This window comes from Pseudomonas sp. 273 (genome assembly GCF_029201425.1).
In the GTDB taxonomy this organism is placed as follows: Bacteria; Pseudomonadota; Gammaproteobacteria; order Pseudomonadales; family Pseudomonadaceae; genus Pseudomonas; species Pseudomonas delhiensis.
Genome location: NZ_CP116775.1, coordinates 4,192,342 through 4,212,747 on the forward strand (window position 1 = coordinate 4,192,342; position 20,406 = coordinate 4,212,747).

Sequence of the window (20,406 nt, forward strand, 5' to 3'; positions counted from 1 at the left end):
CAGGGCGTTAGCGCATACGTTTTTCGGCTTTTCGTAGGAGCGAGCTTGCTCGCGAACTGTGCTACCCGGTTGCTTCGGTGCCAAGCAGAACTCCGCTCCCTCTCCCCAACCCTCTCCCTGAAGGGAGAGGGGGCTAGTCCGTGCCGGCTGGGAGCATGGTTTTAGCCGGATACTTCAGGAGCTGCCGGCGAACTCAGGAGTATCCGAGCATACCGATCGGTCCCCTCTCCCTTCAGGGAGAGGGCTAGGGAGAGGGTTGCGGAGTCAACCCAACACACCGCACCCGCCGGGAGGCACTGTTCGCGAGCAAGCTCGCTCCTACAAAAGCCTCCACCCAACACCGCCCCGCCCTCCAGCGTTATCATGTCCATTTCCCCCGGAGGACCACCCATGCGCTGGCAACCGCACATCACAGTCGCCACCATCGTCGAGGACCAGGGCCGTTTCCTGCTGGTGGAGGAAACCTCCCACGGCAAGGCCGTGCTGAACCAGCCCGCCGGCCACCTGGAGGCCGACGAGAGCCTGCTGCAGGCCGCCGTGCGCGAAACCCTCGAGGAAACCGGCTGGGAAGTCGAACTGACCGCGGTCACCGGCATCTACCTCTATACCGCGCCGAGCAACGGCGTCACCTACCAGCGCGTGTGCTTCGCCGCCCGCCCGCTGCGGCACCGCCCGGAGCTGCCGCTGGACGACGGCATCATCGGCCCGCGCTGGCTGACCCGCGAGGAGCTGGAAGCCCGCAGGGACAGCTGGCGCAGCCACCTGGTAGCGCGCTGCATCGACGACTACCTGGCCGGCGGACGCTTCCCCCTGGCGCTGATCCGCGATGCCGAACTGCCCGTGCCGAACCCGGCCTGATAGAATCCCGCTTTTGCACCGAAGCCCGCGATAGCCTGCCATGTCCGATTCCAGCCCCACCTCCCCCGTCCAGCCCGGCAAGGGCCGCGTCATCGTCGGCATGTCCGGCGGCGTGGACTCCTCGGTTTCCGCCCTCCTGCTCAAGGAGCAGGGCTACGAGGTGGAAGGCCTGTTCATGAAGAACTGGGAAGAGGACGACGGCACCGAATACTGCACCGCCATGACCGACCTGGCGGACGCCCAGGCCGTCTGCGACCGCATCGGCATCAGGCTGCACACCGCCAACTTCGCCGCCGAGTACTGGGACCACGTCTTCGAGTACTTCCTCGCCGAATACAAGGCCGGGCGCACGCCGAACCCGGACATCCTGTGCAACCGCGAGATCAAGTTCAAGGCCTTCCTCGACTACGCCCTGGCCCTGGGCGCCGACCTGATCGCCACCGGCCACTACGTGCGCCGCCGCGACATCGACGGCCGCACCGAGCTGCTCAAGGGCCTGGACCCGAACAAGGACCAGAGCTACTTCCTCCACGCCGTGGGCGGCGAGCAGATCGCCCGCACGCTGTTCCCGGTGGGCGAGCTGGAGAAGCCGGAAGTGCGCGCCATCGCCGAGAAATACGGCCTGGCCACGGCGAAGAAGAAGGACTCCACCGGCATCTGCTTCATCGGCGAGCGCCGCTTCAGCGACTTCCTCAAGCAGTACCTGCCGGCCCAGCCGGGCGACATCGAGACCACCGACGGCACCGTCATCGGCCGCCATGCCGGGCTGATGTACCACACCATCGGCCAGCGCCAGGGCCTGGGCATCGGCGGCATGAAGAACGCCGACGACAGTCCCTGGTACGTGCTGGAGAAGGACCTGGCGCGCAACGTGCTGGTCGTCGGCCAGGGCAACGACCACCCCTGGCTGTTCTCCCGCGCCCTGCACGCCTCCGGCATCTTCTGGGTGAACCCGCTGGAGCTGCCCGAGCCACGCGCATTGCGCGCCAAGGTGCGCTACCGCCAGGCCGACCAGGACTGCCTGCTGGAGCGCACCGCCGACGGCTACCGCGCGGTGTTCGACCAGCCGCAGCGCGCCGTCACCCCGGGCCAGTCCGTGGTGTTCTACGACGGCGAGGTGTGCCTGGGCGGTGGCGTGATCGAATCGGCCGAGCCGGCCTACCCCAAGGAGCGTGCATGAGCGAGTTGCGCGACCAACTGATCGCCCTCGCCGGCGTCTTCGAGGCCGCCGCCCTGGTGGACCGCCTGGCCCGCACCGGGCAGATTCCCGAAGCCCCGCTGGGCTGCATGCTCGGCAGCCTGCTGGTGCGCGAGCCGAAGACCACCCTGGACGTGTTCGGCGGCGACATCCACAACCTGCGCGAGGGCTTCCGCGCCCTGGCCAGCGCCCTGGAGCGCGACCCCAACAGCCTGCAGCGCGAACCGCTGCGCTACGCGCTGTCGCTGATCGGCCTGGAGCGCCAGCTGGCCAAGCGCGACGACATGCTCGACCTGATCGGCTCGCGCCTGGACCAGGTGCAGCAGCAGGTGCAGCACTTCGGCCTGGTCCACGAGAACGTCATCGCCTCCTGCGCCGGCCTCTACCAGGACACCCTGAGCACCTTCCGCCAGCGCATCCAGGTGCACGGCGACATGCGCTACCTGCAGATCAACGCCAACGCCGCGCGCATCCGCGCCCTGCTGCTGGCCGGCATCCGCTCGGCGCGCCTGTGGCGGCAGCTGGGCGGCAACCGCTGGCAAATGGTATTCAGCCGGCGCAAGCTGCTGGGCGAACTGCGCCCGATCCTGCGCGGCGCCGACTGAAGCCGCCGGGGCGCCCGCACGGGCGCCTTCCGTATGGCAGCAAGTACGGGCGAAGGCGCGCCCATTCGTGTATGATGTGCGCCCTTTTCGTTGACCGACAGCCACGAGAACGCCCCATGCAGCTTTCCTCCCTTACCGCGGTTTCCCCCGTCGACGGCCGCTACGGCAGCAAGACCAGCGCCCTGCGTCCGATCTTCAGCGAATACGGCCTGATCCGTTTCCGCGTCCTGGTGGAGGTCCGCTGGCTGCAGCGCCTCGCGGCGCACGCCGGCATCCCCGAGGTCGCGCCCTTCTCCGGCGAAGCCAATGCCCTGCTCGACAAGCTGGCCGAGGACTTCCAGCTGGAGCACGCGCAGCGCATCAAGGAAATCGAGCGCACCACCAACCACGACGTCAAGGCCGTGGAGTACCTGCTCAAGGAGCAGGCCGCCAAGCTGCCGGAACTGGCCAAGGTCAGCGAGTTCATCCACTTCGCCTGCACCAGCGAGGACATCAACAACCTGTCCCACGCCCTGATGCTGCGCGAAGGCCGCGACCAGGTGCTGCTGCCGCTGATGCGCCGGATCGCCGAGTCGATCCGCGAGCTGGCGGTCCAGTTCGCCGACGTCCCCATGCTCTCCCGCACCCACGGCCAGCCGGCCTCGCCGACCACCCTGGGCAAGGAACTGGCCAACGTGGTCTACCGCCTGGAGCGGCAGATCAAGCAGGTCGCCGACGTCGAGTTGCTGGGCAAGATCAACGGCGCGGTGGGCAACTACAACGCCCACCTGTCGGCCTACCCGCAGGTGGACTGGGAAGCCAACGCCCGCGAGTTCATCGTCCATGACCTGGGCCTGGCCTGGAACCCCTACACCACCCAGATCGAGCCGCACGACTACATCGCCGAGCTGTTCGACGCCATCGCCCGCTTCAACACCATCCTCATCGACTTCGACCGCGACGTCTGGGGCTACATCTCCCTGGGCTACTTCAAGCAGAAGACCGTGGCCGGCGAGATCGGCTCCTCGACCATGCCGCACAAGGTCAACCCGATCGACTTCGAGAACTCCGAGGGCAACCTGGGCATCGCCAACGCGATCTTCCAGCACCTGGCCAGCAAGCTGCCGATCTCCCGCTGGCAGCGCGACCTGACCGACTCCACCGTGCTGCGCAACCTCGGCGTCGGCTTCGCCCACAGCGTCATCGCCTATGAAGCCAGCCTCAAGGGCATCGGCAAGCTGGAGCTGAACGCCGCGCGCATCGCCGAAGACCTGGACGCCTGCTGGGAAGTCCTGGCCGAGCCGGTGCAGACCGTGATGCGCCGCTACGGCATCGAGAACCCCTACGAGAAGCTCAAGGAGCTGACCCGCGGCAAAGGTATCAGCGCCGAGGCCCTGCAGGTGTTCATCGACGGCCTCGACATGCCCGCCGAAGCCAAGGCCGAGCTGAAGAAGCTGACCCCGGCGAACTACATCGGCAACGCCGCCGCCCAGGCCAAGCGCATCTGACATGCACTGAACATTTGCACGCCCGGCTGTGCCGGGCGTTTTTGTTTCAAGGACTTACATATGAATCCTGCTATTCCTCTTCAGCTCCTGGGCGGCATCAGCGCCGATGAATTCCTCCGCGACTACTGGCAGAAGAAACCCCTGCTGGTGCGCCAGGCCATCCCCGGTTTCGAAAGCCCGCTGGAGGCCGACGAACTGGCCGGCCTGTCCCTGGAAGACAGCGTCGAGTCGCGCATCATCCTCGAACACGGCAAGACGCCCTGGGAAATGCGCCGCGGCCCCTTCAGCGAGGACACCTACAAGGAACTGCCCGAGCGCGACTGGACCCTGCTGGTGCAGGCCGTCGACCAGTTCGTGCCGGAGGTCGCCGAACTGCTGGAGCACTTCAAGTTCCTGCCCAGCTGGCGCATCGACGACGTGATGATCAGCTATGCCGCGCCAGGCGGCGGCGTAGGGCCGCACTTCGACAACTACGACGTGTTCCTGCTGCAGGGCCATGGCCGCCGCCGCTGGAAGATCGGCCAGTTGTGCGATGCCGACAGCCCGATGCTGCAGCATGCCGACCTGCGCATCCTGGCCGACTTCCAGCAGAGCGACGAATGGGTGCTGGAACCCGGCGACATGCTCTACCTGCCGCCGCGCGTGGCCCACTACGGCATCGCCGAGGACGAGTGCATGACCTACTCGGTGGGCTTCCGCGCGCCCAGCGCCGCCGAGGTGCTGACCCACTTCACCGACTTCCTCGCCCAGTTCCTCTCCGACGAGGAGCGCTACACCGATGCCGGCATGGCCGCGGTGAAGAGCGGCGAGGACCAGCACAAGATCCAGCGCGACGCCCTCGACCGCCTGAAGAACCTGCTGCAGGAGCACATGAGCGACGAACGCCTGCTGCTCACCTGGTTCGGCCAGTTCATGACCGAGCCGCGCTACCCGGAACTGGTGGCCGGCGAGGAAATCGACGACACGGACCTGCGCCAGGCCCTCGAGGACGGCGCCGTGCTGGTGCGCAACCCCAGTGCACGCCTGGCCTGGAGCGAAGTGGACGTCGGCCTGCTGCTGTTCTCCAGCGGCCAGAGCGTGGTTCTGCCCAAGACCATGGAGCCGCTGCTCAAACTGGTCTGCTCGGCGGACGCACTGCACAGCGACAACCTCGGCCAATGGCTGGGCGATGAGGATGGGCGTAAGCTGTTGGCAGAATTGGTCAAACAGGGCAGTTTGGAGTTTGCCGATGAGTAACAAGATCAGGGTTCGCCTGGCCGACTGGCAGAAGGACAATGCCGACCTGCGGCGCATCCGCGAAGCGGTCTTCATCGCCGAGCAATCGGTGCCGCCGGAACTGGAATGGGACGCCGAGGATGCGGAAGCCGTGCACTTCCTCGCCTTCGAGGGGGACTACGCGATCGGCACGGCGCGCCTGCTGCCCGACGGCCACATCGGCCGGGTGTCGGTACTCAGGGACTGGCGCGGGCTGAAGGTCGGCGACCTGCTGATGCGCGCCGCCATCGAGGAAGCCGAGCGCCGCCAGCTCAAGCGCCAGCTGCTGACCGCCCAGGTCTACGCCATCCCCTTCTACGAGCGGCTAGGCTTCAAGGTGGCCAGCGGCGAATTCCTCGAAGCCGGCCTGCCCCACGTCGACATGGTGCGCGAAAGCGCCTGAGGAAACCGCGATGAAAGACGCCCCGGAACCTGAAGGCATCGACTTCCATTCCCCGGGGCGTTTTACCGTGCACAACCCGGAACCCGAGCTGCCGGCCTCCCGCCCCTGGGAGCCGGCGCCCTTCCGCCTCGGCGACGACAGCGGCCTGCAGCGTTTCGGCGAACCCGAAGCGGCCCGCGCCCACGCCCTGGCGCTGATGCAGCAGGCCCAGCGCAACCTGTGCCTGTACAGCCCGGACCTGGAAGCCTGGCTGTACAACCACAGCAGCATCCAGCAGGCCTGCACCCGCCTGCTGCTGCGCCACCCGCAGAACCGCCTGCGCATCCTCCTGCGCGACAGCACCCGCCCGGTCAAGGAAGGCCACCGCCTGCTCAACCTCAGCCGGCGCCTGTCCAGCAACCTGCACATCCGCCTGCTCAACCCGGACTACCCCAGCCCGGAACAGGCTTTCCTGCTCGCCGACCAGTTCGGCCTGCTGCTGCGAACCGAACCGGCGCTGCCCGCCGGCCACGCCCACTACAACGACCCCGGCCGCGTCCGCCAGTTGCAGGCGCAGTTCGACCAGGCCTGGGACACCAGCCGGTCCGACCCGAACCTGCGGAGCTTCCTGTTGTGAGCCATCGCCGAACCGCCCTGCTCCTCGCCTGCGCCATCAGCCTGGCCGCCCAGGCCGCGCCGCGCACCGAGATCCTGCCGCTGAGCTACCGCACCGCCGACGAAATACTGCCGGTGGCCCAGCAGGTCCTGGGCAACGAAGGCCGGGTGACCGCCTACGGCAACCAGTTGGTGGTCAACGCCGAGCCGACGAAGATCCGCGAACTGCAGCAGGTGCTGGAGCAACTGGACACCCGCCCCCACCGCCTGCTGATCAGCGTCGACACCAGCGACTCCAGCCAGCGCAGCCGCAGCGGCTACTCGGTGAACGGCTCGGCCAGCGTCGGCAACGTCGAGATCCAGAGCGGCCGCGGCGAGGTCCACGGCCGCGACCAGGTGCGCATCATCGACAGCTCCACCGCCAGCCGCAGCGGCGGCGTGCAGCAGGTCCAGACCACCGAGGGCTCGCCGGCGCTGATCCAGGTCGGCCAGAGCCAGCCGGTGTACAACGTCGGCGTCGGCCCCTACGGCCAGGTCTACAGCCAGACCCAGTACCGCGACGCCAACCGCGGCATGTACGTGACCGCCACCCTCAGCGGCAACATCGTCCACATCGACCTGGACACCCGCAACGACCGCTTCAACAACAGCGCCCCCGGCGCCATGGACACCGCCGGCACCAGCACCCGTCTCAGCGGCCGCCTCGGCGAGTGGATCGAGGTGGGCGGCACCAGCGAAAACAGCCGCAGCGACCAGGGCGGCCTGACGCGCAACTACAGCACCCAGGGGCGCAGCGACAGCAGCCTGCGGGTGAAGGTCGAAGTGCTCGACTGAGCCTTCCGGAGGTGACCGGGGAGTCCTCCTTAGACCTTCGTGTAGTAGTCCAAAAAAAACACTACAAAACGTTTGACGAACGTTTGTTCGAAAGGCATGATGGCCTCGCTCCCGCTAACCAGGGGCCCTGAACCGGGCCTCCGGGCCGAGGCCACAGCCCACTCGTTGTGCCGGTCCGTGTTGTTACAGCCCACAAGGCGAAATGACGAGGTTGCGACTGGCAAGAAGTTGTCCTGAGGGACGGGGAAGCAAAGAACGTATCAGCAAGATGGTCGAATGCAGCCATTCGCCCTCGCCCAACGGCAGCCACGAGCCGGCAAGCGATCCCGGATGCCATCGCTGCGATCATCTACCTGTTCGCCCGCTCCACCCCCTCTCCCTCTGCGTCAATCCTTCCAGTCGTCATTTCGCCATCTGCGGCGAGCAACCCGCTCCACTACCGTGACTACACACAGGTCTGGCGTGGGAAGTCGGTGCTCAACCAACACATTTTTTGAAGGATTGTTGACCATGTCCGCATATCAGAACGACATCAAGGCCGTTGCCGCCCTGAAAGAGAAGTTCGGCAGCAGCTGGAGCGCTATCAACCCCGAGTCCGTCGCCCGTATGCGCGCCCAGAACCGCTTCAAGACTGGGCTGGACATCGCCAAGTACACCGCGGCCATCATGCGCAAGGACATGGCCGAGTACGACGCCGACGCTTCCGTCTACACCCAGTCGCTGGGTTGCTGGCACGGCTTCATCGGTCAGCAGAAGCTGATCTCCATCAAGAAGCACCTGAAGACCACCAACAAGCGCTACCTCTACCTGTCCGGCTGGATGGTCGCCGCGCTGCGTTCGGACTTCGGCCCGCTGCCCGACCAGTCCATGCACGAGAAGACCGCGGTTTCCGGCCTGATCGAAGAGCTCTACACCTTCCTGCGCCAGGCTGACGCCCGCGAACTGGACCTGCTCTTCACCGCCCTGGACGCCGCCCGCGAAGCCGGCGACAAGGCCAAGCAGGAAGAAATCCAGAACCAGATCGACAACTACGAAACCCACGTGGTACCGATCATCGCCGACATCGACGCCGGCTTCGGCAACCCGGAAGCCACCTACCTGCTGGCCAAGAAAATGATCGAGGCCGGTGCCTGCTGCATCCAGATCGAGAACCAGGTTTCCGACGAGAAGCAGTGCGGCCACCAGGACGGTAAAGTGACCGTTCCGCACGAAGATTTCCTCGCCAAGATCAACGCGGTTCGCTACGCCTTCCTCGAGCTGGGCGTGGACGATGGCGTGATCGTCGCCCGTACCGACTCCCTGGGTGCCGGCCTGACCAAGCAGATCGCCGTGACCAAGCAACCGGGCGACCTGGGCGACCAGTACAACTCCTTCCTCGACTGCGACGAAATCAGCGCCGCCGAGCTGCAGAACGGCGACGTGGTGATCAACCGCGGCGGCAAGCTGCTGCGTCCCAAGCGCCTGCCGTCCAACCTGTTCCAGTTCCGCAAGGGCACCGGCGAAGACCGTTGCGTGCTGGACTGCATCACCTCGCTGCAGAACGGCGCCGACCTGCTGTGGATCGAAACCGAGAAGCCGCACGTTGGCCAGATCAAGGGCATGGTTGACCGCATCCGCGAAGTCATCCCGAACGCCAAGCTGGTGTACAACAACAGCCCGTCGTTCAACTGGACCCTGAACTTCCGCCAGCAGGTGTTCGATGCGTTCGTCGCCGAAGGCAAGGACGTTTCCGCCTACGACCGCGCCAAGCTGATGAGCGTCGAGTACGACGAGACCGAGCTGGCCCAGATCGCCGACGAGAAGATCCGCACCTTCCAGCGCGACGGCTCGGCCCACGCCGGCATCTTCCACCACCTGATCACGCTGCCGACCTACCACACCGCGGCCCTGTCCACCGACAACCTGGCCAAGGGCTACTTCGCCGACCAGGGCATGCTGGCCTACGTGAAGGGCGTGCAGCGTCAGGAAATCCGCCAGGGCATCGCCTGCGTCAAGCACCAGAACATGGCCGGCTCCGACATCGGCGACAACCACAAGGAGTACTTCGCTGGCGAAGCCGCTCTGAAGGCCTCGGGCAAAGACAACACCATGAACCAGTTCCACTAAGGACAGGTTCATCCGGTCCCTCGGGGCCGGGATGCGGCCCGGCCGCAAAGGTGTAGCTCCAGAAAAACGCCGTTCCCCCAGGGGAACGGCGTTTTTTCATGTCCTGCGCGCGAAAATCGCGGGCAGGGCCCGCTCCTACAGTTGCCACGCGGCATGGCATCCCCCCTTTTTCCGCAATAGCCGGACGTCCAGGCGCGTTTCGCGGATGAGATCCGCTCCTACGACCGCCCCCGACCGTAGGGCGTATAACCGTTCGCGGTTATCCGCCGCTGGCCGTGCTACCGGGGCGTCTGGCGTGGCCGGTGAATCCAATCGCGGACGGAGTCCGCTCCTACGTCCGTGCTTCCTGGAACTGTAGGAGCGGACTCTGTCCGCGATTTGGCGGATAACGCCGTAGGCGTTATCCGCCCTACGGGTTTCCAGAGAAACAACCGAGCGCACCGGAACGCCCCTTCAGAAGGCCGAGCGAAACCGGCGCTCAGGAGGTCATGCGACATGGATGTCGCGAGAGCCCCGATGGGCTACAGGGACGTACCCTCGGGGCGGGCCTCCGTGGCGGGGGAATTCGCGAGGGTAGCCCGGCTCCATCGGGCCCGTATGCGGGGCAAGCCTTTTTGGTTCCTTTTTGCGGGGGTGGCCTTCCACCGTTTGACAAAAGGGACTCGCCCGAGGGGGCGAAACGAGAGACATCAACGCACTCGGAGCGGCGCGCTACACCCAAACCCGACATCTTTTGGTTCCCGCGTTCGCGGGAATGACGAGATTAGGTTGGGTGCCTAGGCCAAGGTTCGCAAGCAAGCTCGCTCCTACGCCGCCCCCACCCGCACCACATCCTTGTAGGAGCGCGCCCTGCGCGCGAAATCGCGGACGGAGTCCGCTCCTACGGGCCCGCCGTGAGGCACGGCGCGTCCTGCGCGCCATACGCGCCCCACCCCGCAACGGCTCATTGGGAAATTCCCGACGACAATTGACGCCCATAAACCCATAAAACGGCCGACAATAAAAAGTACGACGCCTATATGTAGTAAAGTTACGGATAAACGACACCGCGAATGATAATATTTATCATTTATAGAGCAACAGAAATACTTTCTTCTTATCTGCAAAAGTGCCATTCGACCAAAGCCTCACCCGCGCCAGCCCAGGCGCGGAGCGGCCTGCAGCCGCGGGCCGGACAAAAATGCAAAAGGCTTTTGCCGGATTTGGAAGCATCTGTTTGTGTTAGAAAAATTTACTTGCCGGAGGCTTTGGGCATAAAATTGGAAAGATCACTCGAACCCTTAGCTCGCTATCTTGAGCCCTAGGTTCATGCAGACGGGCAAATGCCCGGAATCCAAGACCACCGCTAATTTTTGTAGGAAGGAGTATCGGCATGCCCAACCCAGCTGAACTTGCAGCTCAACACTGGGGACTCGCCGCCTTCCTTCTAGGCGTGGTCGGCCTGCTGGCCTTCATGCTAGGGGTTTCCTCGCTGCTGGGCAGCAAGGCATTTGGTCGCAGCAAGAACGAGCCCTTCGAATCCGGCATCGTTCCCACCGGCAGCGCACGCCTGCGCCTGTCGGCAAAATTCTATCTGGTCGCGATGCTCTTCGTGATCTTCGACGTCGAAGCCCTCTTCCTCTTCGCCTGGTCCGTGTCCGTCCGTGAAAGCGGTTGGGCCGGTCTGGTCGAGGCCACCATTTTCATTGCAATTCTGTTGGCAGGTCTTGTCTATCTATGGCGGGTCGGCGCGCTCGATTGGGCGCCGGCGGCTCGTCGCGAGCGGCAGGCGAAGCTAAAACAATGAGGCTTTGGCGATGCAATACAAACTTACCCGGATCGACCCCGATGCGGCCAACGATCAGTACCCGATCGGCCAGCGCGAAACGGTAGACGACCCCCTCGTAGAGGGGCAGGTCCACAAGAACATCTTCATGGGCAAGCTCGAGGATGTTCTCAACGGCGCCGTCAACTGGGGTCGCAAGAACTCGCTGTGGCCCTACAACTTCGGCCTGTCCTGCTGCTACGTGGAGATGACCACGGCGTTCACCGCGCCCCACGACATCGCCCGCTTCGGCGCCGAAGTGATTCGTGCGTCGCCGCGCCAGGCGGACTTCATGGTCATCGCCGGCACCTGCTTCATCAAGATGGCCCCGGTCATCCAGCGCCTGTACGAGCAGATGCTGGAACCCAAGTGGGTGATCTCCATGGGCTCGTGCGCCAACTCCGGCGGCATGTACGACATCTACTCGGTGGTCCAGGGGGTCGACAAGTTCCTCCCCGTGGACGTCTACATCCCCGGCTGCCCGCCCCGCCCCGAGGCGTTCCTGCAAGGCCTGATGCTGCTGCAGGAATCCATCGGCCAGGAGCGTCGCCCGTTGTCCTGGGTGGTTGGCGATCAAGGCATCTACCGTGCCGAAATGCCTGCCCAGAAGGACCTCAAGCGCGAACAGCGCATTGCGGTCACCAACCTGCGCAGCCCCGACGAAGTGTGAAGCGGACCTCCACGAGAGGCCCTTCTTCACTCCACCGTTGACCGATAGCGACCGAGACCATGACCGCAGACTCCGCTCTGTACATCCCGCCTTACAAGGCGGACGACCAAGACATAGTCGTCGAACTGAATTCCCGCTTTGGCGCCGAGACCTTCACCGTCCAGGCCACCCGCACCGGCATGCCGGTCCTGTGGGTGAGCCGCGAGAAGCTGATCGACGTCCTCACCTTCCTGCGCAACGTACCCAAGCCCTACGTGATGCTCTACGACCTCCACGGGGTCGACGAGCGCCTGCGCACCCACCGTCGCGGCCTGCCGGGCGCAGACTTCAGCGTGTTCTACCACCTGATGTCGCTCGAGCGTAACAGTGACGTGATGATCAAGGTGGCCTTGTCCGAAGGCGACCTCAACCTGCCCACCGCCACCCGTATCTGGCCGAACGCCAACTGGTACGAGCGTGAGGTCTGGGACATGTACGGCATCCACTTCAACGGCCATCCGCACCTGGTCCGTATGCTGATGCCGCCGACCTGGCAGGGCCACCCGCTGCGCAAGGACTACCCGGCGCGCGCCACCGAGTTCGACCCCTACTCCCTCTCCGTCGCCAAGCAGGAGCTGGAGCAGGAGGCCCTGCGCTTCAAGCCCGAGGACTGGGGCATGAAGCGCCACGGCGAGAACGAGGACTTCATGTTCCTCAACCTCGGCCCGAACCACCCGTCCGCCCACGGTGCCTTCCGCATCATCCTGCAGCTCGACGGCGAGGAAATCCTCGACTGCGTGCCGGAGATCGGCTACCACCACCGCGGCGCCGAGAAGATGGCCGAGCGCCAGTCCTGGCACAGCTTCATCCCCTACACCGACCGCATCGACTACCTCGGCGGGGTGATGAACAACCTGCCGTACGTGCTCTCGGTGGAGAAGCTCGCCGGCATCAAGGTGCCGCAGCGCGTCGACGTCATCCGCATCATGATGTCGGAGTTCTTCCGCATCCTGAACCACCTGCTGTACCTGGGCACCTACATCCAGGACGTGGGCGCCATGACCCCGGTGTTCTTCACCTTCACCGACCGCCAGCGCGCCTACAAGGTGGTCGAGGCCATCACCGGCTTCCGCCTGCACCCGGCCTGGTACCGCATCGGCGGCGTCGCCCACGACCTGCCGCGCGGCTGGGACAAGCTGGTCCGCGAATTCCTCGACTGGATGCCCAAGCGCCTCAACGAGTACGAGAAGGCCGCCCTGCAGAACAGCATCCTGCGCGGCCGTACCATCGGCGTTGCGCAGTACAACACCAAGGAAGCCCTCGAGTGGGGCACCACCGGCGCCGGCCTGCGCGCCACCGGTTGCGACTTCGACCTGCGCAAGGCCCGCCCCTACTCCGGCTACGAGAACTTCGAGTTCGAAGTGCCGCTGGCGGCCAACGGCGACGCCTACGACCGCTGCATGGTCAAGATGGGCGAGATGCGCCAGAGCCTGCGCATCATCGAGCAGTGCCTGAACAACATGCCCGAAGGCCCGTACAAGGCCGACCACCCGCTGACCACGCCGCCGCCCAAAGAGCGCACGCTGCAGCACATCGAGACGCTGATCACCCACTTCCTGCAGGTTTCCTGGGGCCCGGTCATGCCGGCCAACGAAGCCTTCCAGATGGTCGAAGCGACCAAGGGCATCAACAGCTACTACCTGACGAGCGATGGCAGCACCATGAGCTACCGGACCCGCATCCGCACGCCCAGCTTCGCGCACCTGCAACAGATTCCGTCGGTCATCAACGGCAGCATGATCGCCGACCTGATCGCCTATCTGGGCAGCATCGACTTCGTTATGGCTGACGTGGACCGCTGATCATGAGCACCATCATCCAGACTGACCGTTTCGCCCTGAGCGAAACCGAGCGCTCGGCCATCGAGCACGAACTGCACCACTACGAGGACTCCCGCGCGGCGTCCATCGAAGCCCTGAAGATCGTCCAGAAGGAACGTGGCTGGGTGCCGGACGGCGCCATTCCGGCGATCGCCGAGATCCTCGGCATCCCCGACAGCGACGTCGAGGGCGTGGCCACCTTCTACAGCCAGATCTTCCGCCAGCCGGTGGGCCGCCACATCATCCGCGTGTGCGACAGCATGGTCTGCTACATCGGCGGCCACGAGTCCGTGGTCGGCGAAATCCAGAAGCAGCTGGGCATCGGCCTCGGCCAGACCACCGCCGATGGTCGCTTCACCCTGCTGCCGGTGTGCTGCCTGGGCAACTGCGACAAGGCCCCGGCGCTGATGATCGACGACGATACCCACGGCAACCTCGAGCCGTCGGCGGTCGCCAAACTGCTGGAGGCCTACGCATGACCGTCCTCACCTCCTACGGCACGCCCAACCGCACCGCGCGCGCCGCGGAAACCCACCCGCTGACCTGGCGCCTGCGTGACGACGGCGCCCCGGTCTGGCTGGAGGAATACCAGGCCAAGAACGGCTATGCCGCCGCGCGCAAGGCGCTGGCCGAGATGGCCGCCGACGACATCGTCCAGACCGTCAAGGACTCCGGCCTCAAGGGCCGCGGCGGTGCGGGCTTCCCCACCGGCGTGAAGTGGGGCCTGATGCCCAAGGACGAATCCCTCAACATCCGCTACCTGCTGTGCAACGCGGACGAGATGGAGCCCAACACCTGGAAGGACCGCATGCTCATGGAGCAGCTGCCGCACCTGCTGGTGGAAGGCATGCTGATCTCCGCGCGGGCGCTGAAGGCCTACCGCGGCTACATCTTCCTGCGTGGCGAGTACGTCGACGCGGCGCGCAACCTCAACCGCGCCATCGACGAAGCCAAGGCCGCGGGCCTGCTGGGCAAGAACATCCTCGGCAGCGGCTTCGACTTCGAGCTGTTCGTCCACACCGGCGCCGGCCGCTACATCTGCGGTGAAGAAACCGCGCTGATCAACTCCCTGGAAGGCCGCCGCGCCAACCCGCGCTCCAAGCCGCCGTTCCCGGCCGCCGTCGGCGTGTGGGGCAAGCCGACCTGCGTCAACAACGTCGAGACCCTGTGCAACGTCCCGGCCATCGTCGCCAACGGCGTCGAGTGGTACAAGGGCCTGGCGCGCCCGGGCAGCGAAGACATGGGCACCAAGCTCATGGGCTTCTCCGGCAAGGTGCAGAACCCCGGCATCTGGGAACTGCCCTTCGGCATCCCGGTGCGCGAGGTCTTCGAGGACTACGCCGGTGGCATGCGCGAGGGCTACAAGCTCAAGGCCTGGCAGCCCGGCGGCGCCGGCACCGGCTTCCTGCTCCCCGAGCACCTGGACGCCCTGTTCTACGCCGGCGGCATCGCCAAGGTCGGCACCCGCATGGGCACCGGTCTGGCCATGGCGGTGGACGACAGCATCAACATGGTCTCGCTGCTGCGCAACATGGAAGAGTTCTTCGCCCGCGAGTCGTGCGGCTGGTGCACCCCGTGCCGCGACGGCCTGCCGTGGAGCGTGAAGCTCCTGCGCGCGCTGGAACGTGGCGAAGGCCAGCCCGGCGACCTCGAGACCCTCGAGCAGCTGGTCAACTTCCTCGGCCCCGGCAAGACCTTCTGCGCCCACGCACCGGGCGCCGTCGAACCGCTGGGCAGTGCCTTGAAATATTTCCGTCCCGAGTTCGAAGCGGGCGTCTCCCGCCAGGCTCAGGCCGCGCCGCAACCGCAACGCGTCGGCGCGTAAAGCTTTGGATGCCGGGCCCGCGGGCCCGGCGATGTTCCGTCGTAGCGCCGCGGCTCGCCGCCGGCCCGACGGAGCCGTGATTTCCCTTAGCCAAGCCCGCTGACAACGGGCCAACGAAGAACTTGAACCATGGCCACTATCCACGTAGACGGCAAGACGTTAGAAGTCGATGGGGCGGACAACCTGTTGCAGGCCTGCCTGTCCCTCGGACTCGACATCCCCTACTTCTGCTGGCACCCGGCGCTCGGTAGCGTCGGCGCCTGCCGGCAGTGCGCGGTCAAGCAGTACACCGACGAGAACGACAAGCGTGGTCGCCTCGTCATGTCCTGCATGACCCCCGCCACCGACAACACCTGGATCTCCATCGAGGACGAGGAGGCCAAGGCCTTCCGCGAAAGCGTCGTCGAATGGCTGATGACCAACCACCCGCACGACTGCCCGGTGTGCGAGGAAGGCGGCCACTGCCACCTGCAGGACATGACGGTGATGACCGGCCACAACAAGCGCCGGTACCGCTTCACCAAGCGCACCCACCAGAACCAGGAGCTCGGCCCATTCATCGCCCACGAGATGAACCGCTGCATCGCCTGCTACCGCTGCGTGCGCTACTACAAGGACTACGCCGGCGGCACCGACCTGGGCGTCTACGGCGCTCACGACAACGTGTACTTCGGCCGCATCGAGGACGGCGTGCTGGAGAGCGAGTTCTCCGGCAACCTGACCGAGGTCTGCCCGACCGGCGTGTTCACCGACAAGACCCACTCCGAGCGCTACAACCGCAAGTGGGACATGCAGTTCGCCCCGAGCATCTGCCATGGCTGCTCCAGCGGCTGCAACATCAGCCCCGGTGAGCGCTACGGCGAGATCCGCCGCATCGAGAACCGCTACAACGGCTCGGTGAACCACTACTTCCTCTGCGACCGCGGCCGCTTCGGCTACGGCTACGTCAACCGCGAGGACCGCCCGCGCCAACCGATGCTGGTGCTGAGCAAGCAGAAGCTGAGCCTGGACGGCGCCCTCGACCAGGCCGCCGCCCTGCTCAAGGGCCGCAAGGTGATCGGCATCGGCTCGCCGCGCGCCAGCCTGGAAAGCAACTACGCGCTGTCCGAGCTGGTCGGCGCCGGCAACTTCTACAGCGGCATCGCCGCCGACGAGCTGCAGCGCCTGCGCCTGGTGCTCAAGGTCATGCAGGACGGCCCGCTGCCCTCCCCCACCATCCGCGACATGGAAGACCATGACGCGGTCTTCGTGCTCGGCGAGGACCTGACCCAGACCGCCGCCCGCATCGCCCTGGCCCTGCGCCAGTCGGTGAAGGGCAAGGGCGAGGACATGGCCGCCGCGATGAAGATCCAGCCGTGGCTCGACGCCGCGGTGAAGACCATCGCCCAGCACGAGAAGAACCCGCTGTTCATCGCCAGCCTGGCCGAGACCCGCCTGGACGACGTCGCCGCCGAGTGCGTGCACGCCGCCCCCGAGGACCTGGCCCGCCTGGGCTTCGCCGTGGCCCACGCGATCGACCCGAGCGCCCCGGCCGTGGCCGGCCTGGAGCCCGAGGCGCAGGCCCTGGCCCAGCGCATCGCCGACGCCCTGGTGGCCGCCAAGCGCCCGCTGGTGGTATCCGGCGTATCGCTGCGCAGCAACGCCCTGATCGAAGCCGCGGCGAACATCGCCAGCGCCCTGAAGCAGCGCGAGAAGAACGGCTCGCTGAGCCTGGTGGTCCCGGAAGCCAACAGCCTGGGCCTGGCCCTCTTCGGCGGCGAATCCGTCGAAGCCGCGCTGGAACAGCTGACCTCCGGCGCCGCCGACGCCGTGGTGGTGCTGGAGAACGACCTGTACCGCCGCGCCGACGCCGCCAAGGTGGACGCCGCCCTGGCCGCCGCCAAGCTGGTGATCGTCGCCGACCACCAGAGCACCGCGACCGCCGCCAAGGCGCACATCGTCCTGCCGGCCGCCAGCTTCGCCGAGGGCGACGGCACCCTGGTCAGCCAGGAAGGCCGCGCCCAGCGCTTCTTCCAGGTTTTCGACCCGACCTACTACAACGCCGACAACCTGGTCCGCGAAGGCTGGCGCTGGCTGCACGCCCTGCACAGCACCCTCGAGGGCAAGCACGTCGACTGGACGCAGCTGGACCACGTGATCGACGCCGTGGTCGCCGCCAAGCCGCAACTGGCCGGCATCCGCGACGCCGCGCCGAACGCCGCGTTCCGCATCAAGGGCCTGAAGCTGGCGCGCGAGCCGCACCGCTACTCCGGGCGTACCGCCATGCGCGCCAACATCAACGTCAGCGAGCCGCGCACGCCGCAGGACATCGACAGCGCGTTCGCCTTCTCCATGGAAGGCTACTCCGGCAGCACCGAGCCGCGTCAGCAGATTCCCTTCGCCTGGTCCCCGGGCTGGAACTCGCCGCAGGCCTGGAACAAGTTCCAGGACGAGGTCGGCGGCCACCTGCGCGCCGGTGACCCGGGCGTGCGCCTGATCGAGGCCAAGGGCGAGGCCCTGTGGTTCAGCGACGTACCGGCGCCGTTCCACACCCCGGCCAGCCAGTTCAAGGTGGTGCCCTTCTACCACCTGTTCGGCAGCGAGGAGAACAGCTCCCGCGCCGCCCCGGTGCAGGAACGCATCCCGGCGACCTACGTGGCCCTGGGCCGCGAGGAGGCCGAGCGCCTGGGCCTGGCCGAAGGCAAGCTGCTGCGCCTGAAGGTCGCCGGCCACGAGCTGCGCCTGCCGCTGCGCATCAGCGAAGAGCTGGGCGCGGGCCTGGTCGCCCTGCCGGCCGGCCTGGCCGGTATCCCCGCCGGTGTGTTCGGCGGTGTCGCTGAAGGTCTGCAGGAGGCTGCCCAATGAGCTGGCTGACACCCGCCATCGTCGACATCATCATCGAGGTCATCAAGGCCATCGTCATCCTGCTCGCCGTGGTCGTCTGCGGTGCGCTGCTGAGCTGGGTCGAGCGCCGCCTGCTGGGTCTCTGGCAGGACCGCTACGGTCCCAACCGGGTCGGCCCGTTCGGCGCCTTCCAGCTCGGCGCGGACATGATCAAGATGTTCTTCAAGGAAGACTGGACGCCGCCGTTCGCCGACAAGATGATCTTCACCCTCGCCCCGGTCATCGCCATGGGCGCGCTGCTGATCGCCTTCGTGATCATCCCGATCACCCCCACCTGGGGCGTCGCGGACCTGAACATCGGCATCCTGTTCTTCTTCGCCATGGCCGGCCTGACCGTGTACGCGGTGCTCTTCGCCGGCTGGTCGAGCAACAACAAGTTCGCCCTGCTCGGCAGCCTGCGCGCCTCGGCCCAGACCATCTCCTACGAGGTGTTCCTGGCCCTGTCGCTGATGGGCATCGTGGCCCAGGTCGGCTCGTTCAGCATGCGCGACATCGTCGAATACCAGGCCCAGCACCTGTGGTTCATCATTCCGCAGTTCTTCGGCTTCTGCACCTTCATCATCGCCGGCGTCGCCGTGACCCACCGTCACCCGTTCGACCAGCCCGAAGCCGAGCAGGAACTGGCCGACGGCTACCACATCGAGTACGCCGGGATGAAATGGGGCATGTTCTTCGTCGGCGAGTACATCGGCATCGTGCTGATCTCGGCGCTGCTGGTGACGCTGTTCTTCGGTGGCTGGCACGGCCCGTTCGGCCTGCTGCCGCAGATCCCGTTCATCTGGTTCGCCCTGAAGACCTCCTTCTTCATCATGCTGTTCATCCTGATCCGCGCCTCGCTGCCGCGCCCGCGCTATGACCAGGTGATGGCCTTCAGCTGGAAGGTCTGCCTTCCGCTGACCCTGATCAACCTGCTGGTGACCGGCGCCTGTGTGCTGGCCGCGGCCCAGTAAGGAGAACCACCATGATCAAAGAAATCCTGCACATCGTGCATGGCACCTACACCCAGCTGCGCAGCCTGGTGATGATCTTCGGCCATGCCTTCCGCAAGCGTGACACCCTGCAGTACCCGGAAGAGCCCGTGTACCTGCCGCCGCGCTACCGCGGCCGCATCGTCCTCACCCGCGACCCCGACGGCGAGGAACGCTGCGTGGCCTGCAACCTGTGCGCCGTGGCCTGCCCGGTCGGCTGCATCTCGCTGCAGAAGGCCGAGACCGACGACGGCCGCTGGTACCCCGAGTTCTTCCGCATCAACTTCTCCCGCTGCATCTTCTGCGGCCTGTGCGAGGAAGCCTGCCCGACCACCGCGATCCAGCTGACGCCGGATTTCGAGATGGGCGAGTTCAAGCGCCAGGACCTGGTGTACGAGAAGGAAGACCTGCTGATCTCCGGCCCCGGCAAGAACCCGGACTACAACTTCTACCGCGTCGCCGGCATGGCCATCGCCGGCAAGCCCAAGGGCAGCGCGCAGAACGAGGCCGAACCGATCAACGTCAAGAGCCTGCTGCCGTAAGGAGACGTCGCGTGGAATTCGCTTTCTACTTCGCCGCCGGCGTCGCCGTGCTGGCAACCCTGCGGGTCATCACCAACAGCAACCCGGTGCATGCCCTGCTCTACCTCATCGTTTCGCTGCTCGCCGTGTCGATGACCTTCTTCAGCCTCGGCGCCCCGTTCGCCGCGGCCCTGGAGATCATCGTCTACGCCGGCGCGATCATGGTGCTGTTCGTCTTCGTGGTGATGATGCTCAACCTGGGCCCGGCGATCGCCGAGCAGGAGCGCAAGTGGCTCAAGCCCGGGGTCTGGATCGGCCCGGGCGTGCTCTCCGCCGTCCTGCTGGTCGAACTGCTGCTGGTCCTGTCGCGCAACCCCAGCGGTGCCGGCATCGGCCACACCACCGTGGACGCCAAGGCCGTGGGCATCAGCCTGTTCGGCCCCTACCTGCTGGTCGTCGAACTGGCCTCGATGCTGCTGCTGGCGGCACTGGTCGCCGCCTTCCACCTCGGCCGCCACGACGCGAAGGAATAACACC

Annotated in this window: 18 protein-coding genes; all 18 read left to right on the plus strand. The window is 66.0% G+C overall.

What is annotated here, in order from left to right; genetic code table 11:
* Nucleotides 1-390 precede the first annotated feature (390 nt).
* The 18 genes from PKO50_RS19105 (at nucleotide 391) to nuoJ (ending at nucleotide 20,402) form a co-directional block, all read left to right on the plus strand.
* Nucleotides 391-858 (plus strand): NUDIX hydrolase, encoded by a 468-nt coding sequence (locus PKO50_RS19105; RefSeq protein ID WP_089394792.1) that lies wholly within the window; start codon nucleotides 391-393, stop codon nucleotides 856-858.
* Nucleotides 859-898: 40 nt separating this feature from the next.
* The gene (gene mnmA / locus PKO50_RS19110; protein ID WP_275626935.1) at nucleotides 899-2,038 is read left to right on the plus strand and encodes a tRNA 2-thiouridine(34) synthase MnmA; all 1,140 of its coding nucleotides are present in this window, start codon (nucleotides 899-901) and stop codon (nucleotides 2,036-2,038) included.
* Nucleotides 2,035-2,661 carry a high frequency lysogenization protein HflD gene (gene hflD / locus PKO50_RS19115; protein ID WP_089394794.1) on the plus strand — a complete coding sequence of 209 codons (627 nt, stop codon included), beginning with the start codon at nucleotides 2,035-2,037 and terminating at the stop codon, nucleotides 2,659-2,661. The genes mnmA and hflD overlap by 4 nt, the downstream gene beginning before the upstream one ends.
* A 116-nt stretch (nucleotides 2,662-2,777) precedes the next feature.
* Nucleotides 2,778-4,148 carry an adenylosuccinate lyase gene (gene purB / locus PKO50_RS19120; protein WP_109933556.1) on the plus strand — a complete coding sequence of 457 codons (1,371 nt, stop codon included), beginning with the start codon at nucleotides 2,778-2,780 and terminating at the stop codon, nucleotides 4,146-4,148.
* A gap of 60 nt (nucleotides 4,149-4,208) precedes the next feature.
* Nucleotides 4,209-5,384: a cupin domain-containing protein gene (locus tag PKO50_RS19125; RefSeq protein ID WP_109933555.1), complete on the plus strand. Its 1,176-nt coding sequence runs from the start codon at nucleotides 4,209-4,211 to the stop codon at nucleotides 5,382-5,384.
* Nucleotides 5,377-5,805 (plus strand): GNAT family N-acetyltransferase, encoded by a 429-nt coding sequence (locus PKO50_RS19130; protein ID WP_109933554.1) that lies wholly within the window; start codon nucleotides 5,377-5,379, stop codon nucleotides 5,803-5,805. The genes PKO50_RS19125 and PKO50_RS19130 overlap by 8 nt, the downstream gene beginning before the upstream one ends.
* 10 nt (nucleotides 5,806-5,815) lie before the next feature.
* Nucleotides 5,816-6,421, plus strand: a complete 606-nt coding sequence (locus PKO50_RS19135; protein WP_275626936.1) for a histone acetyltransferase HPA2 — start codon at nucleotides 5,816-5,818, stop codon at nucleotides 6,419-6,421.
* Nucleotides 6,418-7,233, plus strand: coding sequence for a secretin N-terminal domain-containing protein (locus PKO50_RS19140; RefSeq protein ID WP_275626937.1), 816 nt, complete (start codon nucleotides 6,418-6,420; stop codon nucleotides 7,231-7,233). The genes PKO50_RS19135 and PKO50_RS19140 overlap by 4 nt, the downstream gene beginning before the upstream one ends.
* Before the next feature lie 510 nt (nucleotides 7,234-7,743).
* Nucleotides 7,744-9,339 carry an isocitrate lyase gene (locus PKO50_RS19145; RefSeq protein WP_275626938.1) on the plus strand — a complete coding sequence of 532 codons (1,596 nt, stop codon included), beginning with the start codon at nucleotides 7,744-7,746 and terminating at the stop codon, nucleotides 9,337-9,339.
* 1,372 nt (nucleotides 9,340-10,711) lie between these two features.
* Nucleotides 10,712-11,125, plus strand: coding sequence for an NADH-quinone oxidoreductase subunit A (locus PKO50_RS19150; protein WP_009623254.1), 414 nt, complete (start codon nucleotides 10,712-10,714; stop codon nucleotides 11,123-11,125).
* A 10-nt stretch (nucleotides 11,126-11,135) separates the two neighbouring features.
* Nucleotides 11,136-11,813: an NADH-quinone oxidoreductase subunit B gene (locus PKO50_RS19155; protein ID WP_089394801.1), complete on the plus strand. Its 678-nt coding sequence runs from the start codon at nucleotides 11,136-11,138 to the stop codon at nucleotides 11,811-11,813.
* A 59-nt stretch (nucleotides 11,814-11,872) separates the two neighbouring features.
* Nucleotides 11,873-13,654: an NADH-quinone oxidoreductase subunit C/D gene (gene nuoC, locus PKO50_RS19160; protein WP_109932209.1), complete on the plus strand. Its 1,782-nt coding sequence runs from the start codon at nucleotides 11,873-11,875 to the stop codon at nucleotides 13,652-13,654.
* A complete protein-coding gene (gene nuoE / locus PKO50_RS19165) occupies nucleotides 13,651-14,151 on the plus strand; it encodes an NADH-quinone oxidoreductase subunit NuoE (RefSeq protein ID WP_174672438.1) in 501 nt (166 codons plus the stop codon). Before nuoC ends, nuoE begins: the two co-directional genes overlap by 4 nt.
* Nucleotides 14,148-15,497, plus strand: a complete 1,350-nt coding sequence (nuoF, locus tag PKO50_RS19170) for an NADH-quinone oxidoreductase subunit NuoF (protein ID WP_109932205.1) — start codon at nucleotides 14,148-14,150, stop codon at nucleotides 15,495-15,497. Before nuoE ends, nuoF begins: the two co-directional genes overlap by 4 nt.
* A gap of 129 nt (nucleotides 15,498-15,626) precedes the next feature.
* Nucleotides 15,627-18,341 (plus strand): NADH-quinone oxidoreductase subunit NuoG, encoded by a 2,715-nt coding sequence (gene nuoG / locus PKO50_RS19175; RefSeq protein ID WP_275626939.1) that lies wholly within the window; start codon nucleotides 15,627-15,629, stop codon nucleotides 18,339-18,341.
* Complete coding sequence (nuoH, locus tag PKO50_RS19180; protein ID WP_109932201.1) at nucleotides 18,338-19,330, plus strand: NADH-quinone oxidoreductase subunit NuoH; 993 nt, start codon at nucleotides 18,338-18,340, stop codon at nucleotides 19,328-19,330. Before nuoG ends, nuoH begins: the two co-directional genes overlap by 4 nt.
* Before the next feature lie 11 nt (nucleotides 19,331-19,341).
* A complete protein-coding gene (nuoI, locus tag PKO50_RS19185; protein ID WP_089394807.1) occupies nucleotides 19,342-19,890 on the plus strand; it encodes an NADH-quinone oxidoreductase subunit NuoI in 549 nt (182 codons plus the stop codon).
* A gap of 11 nt (nucleotides 19,891-19,901) precedes the next feature.
* Nucleotides 19,902-20,402: an NADH-quinone oxidoreductase subunit J gene (nuoJ, locus tag PKO50_RS19190; RefSeq protein WP_089394808.1), complete on the plus strand. Its 501-nt coding sequence runs from the start codon at nucleotides 19,902-19,904 to the stop codon at nucleotides 20,400-20,402.
* Nucleotides 20,403-20,406: the final 4 nt, after the last annotated feature.

Bases quoted from the DNA above. Each gene is read 5' to 3' on its own strand.
- mnmA (WP_275626935.1), top strand. From the start codon at position 899: ATGTCCGATTCCAGCCCCACCTCCCCCGTCCAGCCCGGCAAGGGCCGC.
- PKO50_RS19155 (WP_089394801.1), top strand. From the start codon at position 11,136: ATGCAATACAAACTTACCCGGATCGACCCCGATGCGGCCAACGATCAG.
- PKO50_RS19130 (WP_109933554.1), top strand. From the start codon at position 5,377: ATGAGTAACAAGATCAGGGTTCGCCTGGCCGACTGGCAGAAGGACAAT.
- purB (WP_109933556.1), top strand. From the start codon at position 2,778: ATGCAGCTTTCCTCCCTTACCGCGGTTTCCCCCGTCGACGGCCGCTAC.
- nuoH (WP_109932201.1), top strand. From the start codon at position 18,338: ATGAGCTGGCTGACACCCGCCATCGTCGACATCATCATCGAGGTCATC.
- PKO50_RS19135 (WP_275626936.1), top strand. From the start codon at position 5,816: ATGAAAGACGCCCCGGAACCTGAAGGCATCGACTTCCATTCCCCGGGG.
- nuoF (WP_109932205.1), top strand. From the start codon at position 14,148: ATGACCGTCCTCACCTCCTACGGCACGCCCAACCGCACCGCGCGCGCC.
- nuoG (WP_275626939.1), top strand. From the start codon at position 15,627: ATGGCCACTATCCACGTAGACGGCAAGACGTTAGAAGTCGATGGGGCG.
- PKO50_RS19150 (WP_009623254.1), top strand. From the start codon at position 10,712: ATGCCCAACCCAGCTGAACTTGCAGCTCAACACTGGGGACTCGCCGCC.
- hflD (WP_089394794.1), top strand. From the start codon at position 2,035: ATGAGCGAGTTGCGCGACCAACTGATCGCCCTCGCCGGCGTCTTCGAG.
- PKO50_RS19125 (WP_109933555.1), top strand. From the start codon at position 4,209: ATGAATCCTGCTATTCCTCTTCAGCTCCTGGGCGGCATCAGCGCCGAT.
- PKO50_RS19145 (WP_275626938.1), top strand. From the start codon at position 7,744: ATGTCCGCATATCAGAACGACATCAAGGCCGTTGCCGCCCTGAAAGAG.
- nuoC (WP_109932209.1), top strand. From the start codon at position 11,873: ATGACCGCAGACTCCGCTCTGTACATCCCGCCTTACAAGGCGGACGAC.
- nuoI (WP_089394807.1), top strand. From the start codon at position 19,342: ATGATCAAAGAAATCCTGCACATCGTGCATGGCACCTACACCCAGCTG.
- PKO50_RS19105 (WP_089394792.1), top strand. From the start codon at position 391: ATGCGCTGGCAACCGCACATCACAGTCGCCACCATCGTCGAGGACCAG.